This is a genomic window from Variovorax sp. KBW07 (assembly GCF_003852515.1).
GTDB lineage: Bacteria > Pseudomonadota > Gammaproteobacteria > Burkholderiales > Burkholderiaceae_C > Variovorax.
The window spans coordinates 3040-5182 of sequence record NZ_QAJK01000179.1 but is presented as its reverse complement, the minus strand read 5'-3'; the positions used below and the strand labels follow the sequence as shown (position 1 = coordinate 5182).

Sequence of the window (2143 nt, the reverse complement as noted above, 5' to 3'; positions counted from 1 at the left end):
CTGCGCCGACTCGCTGAACAGGATGCCGTTGTTGGCGACGATGCCGACGGGCATGCCTTCGATCTCGGCGAAGCCGCAGACCAGCGTGGCGCCGAAGCGGGCCTTGAATTCGTGGAACTCGCTGCCATCGACGATGCGCGCGATGATCTCGCGCACATCGAAGGGCTTGCGCGTGTCGGTGGGGATCACGCCGTAGAGCTCTTCGCGCGGGAACGCGGGTGCGTTCACCGGCGGGTGTTCGGCCGGTGATTGCGGCGTGGCGGCGGCCTTTGCATTGAGATTGGCAACAGCCGAACGGGCGAGCGCCAGCGCATGCAGGTCGTTCTGCGCCAGGTGATCGACCACGCCCGACAGGCGCGTGTGCACGTCGCCACCGCCCAGGTCTTCGGCCGTCACGACCTCGCCGGTTGCGGCCTTCACGAGCGGCGGGCCGCCCAGGAAAATCGTGCCCTGGTTCTTCACGATGATCGACTCGTCGCTCATCGCCGGCACGTACGCACCGCCCGCCGTGCACGAGCCCATGACCACCGCGATCTGCGGAATGCCCTGGGCGCTCATGTTGGCCTGGTTGTAGAAAATGCGGCCGAAGTGGTCGCGATCGGGAAACACCTCGTCCTGGTTCGGCAGGTTGGCACCGCCCGAGTCCACCAGGTAGATGCAGGGCAGGCGGTTCTGCTCGGCAATTTCTTGAGCGCGCAGGTGCTTCTTGACGGTGAGCGGGTAGTAGGTGCCGCCCTTCACCGTGGCGTCGTTGCAGACGATCATGCAGTCGACGCCGTTCACGCGGCCGATGCCGGTGATGATGCCCGCGCCCGGCGCGGACTCCACGCCCTTGCCGTCCAGGTACATCGCATGCGCGGCGAGCGGCGCGATTTCAAGGAACGGTGTGCCCGGGTCGAGCAGCTCGGCCACGCGGTCGCGCGGCAGCAGCTTGCCGCGCGCCGTGTGCTTGGCGCGCGCGGCCTCGCCGCCACCCTTCTCCACTTTTGCGAACTGCTTGTGCAGGTCGTCGACCAGCGCGCGCATGGCGGCTGCATTGGCCTGGAAATCCGCCGAGCGGGCATTCAGTTTCGTTTCGATTTTGCTCATGCTGTCTTTTCTTGCGTGAGGCCGAGTTGCTCGGTCATGGCATCGCGGATCTTGAATTTCTGGATCTTGCCGGTCACTGTCATCGGGAATTCGGTGACGAACTGGATGTACTTCGGCACCTTGTAGTGCGCGATCTGGCCTTTGCAGAAGTCGCGGATCTCGGTGTCGGTCGCGCTCTGGCCGGGCTTGACGATGATCCAGGCGCACAACTCTTCGCCGTACTTCTTGTCGGGCAGGCCGACCACCTGCACGTCCTGCACCTTCGGATGACGGTAGAGGAATTCTTCGATCTCGCGCGGGTAGATGTTCTCGCCGCCGCGGATCACCAGGTCCTTGATGCGGCCGACGATGTTGACGTAGCCCTCGGCGTCCATGGTGGCCAGGTCGCCGGTGTGCATCCAGTGCTCGGCGTCGATGGCTTCGCGCGTCCTGGGTTCGTCTTCCCAGTAGCCGTGCATCACCGAGTAACCGCGCGTGCACAGCTCGCCCGACTTGCCCGTCGGCACGATGGTGCCGGTCTCGGGGTCGATGATCTTCACTTCGAGGTGCGGCTGCACCGTGCCGACGGTCGACACGCGCTTGTCCAGCGGCGTGTCGGTGCTGCTCTGGCAGCTGACCGGGCTGGTCTCGGTCATGCCGTAGGCGATGGTGATCTCGTTCAGGTGCATCTGGTCGACCACGCGCTTCATCACCTCGGTCGGGCACGGCGAGCCGGCCATGATGCCGGTGCGCAGGGTCGACAGGTCGAACTCCTTGAAGCGCGGATGGTCGAGCTCGGCAATGAACATCGTCGGCACGCCGTGCAGGCCCGTGCATTTTTCGGCCTGCACGGTTTCGAGCACGGTGAGCGGATCGAACCCGTCGTTCGGGTACACGATGGCCGAGCCGTGCGTGAGGCACGCCAGGTTGCCCAGCACCATGCCGAAGCAGTGGTACAGCGGCACCGGAATGCACAGCCTGTCGATGGGCGAGAGCTTCATGCACTCGCCGATGAAGAAGCCGTTGTTCAGGATGTTGCGGTGCGTGAGCGTCGCGCCCTTGGGAAAGCCGGTGG

General features: G+C 65.0%; 2 protein-coding genes. Both read right to left on the bottom strand.

Translation table 11 applies throughout. The features are described 5' to 3' along the window. The coding region (locus DBV14_RS30035; RefSeq protein ID WP_124465064.1) for a carboxyl transferase domain-containing protein at positions 1-1089 on the bottom strand (1089 nt) is incomplete at its 3' end. Then, positions 1086-2143 (bottom strand): AMP-binding protein (locus DBV14_RS30030; protein ID WP_260397278.1); only part of this gene is annotated, 1058 nt, incomplete at its 5' end. The genes DBV14_RS30030 and DBV14_RS30035, both read right to left, overlap by 4 nt.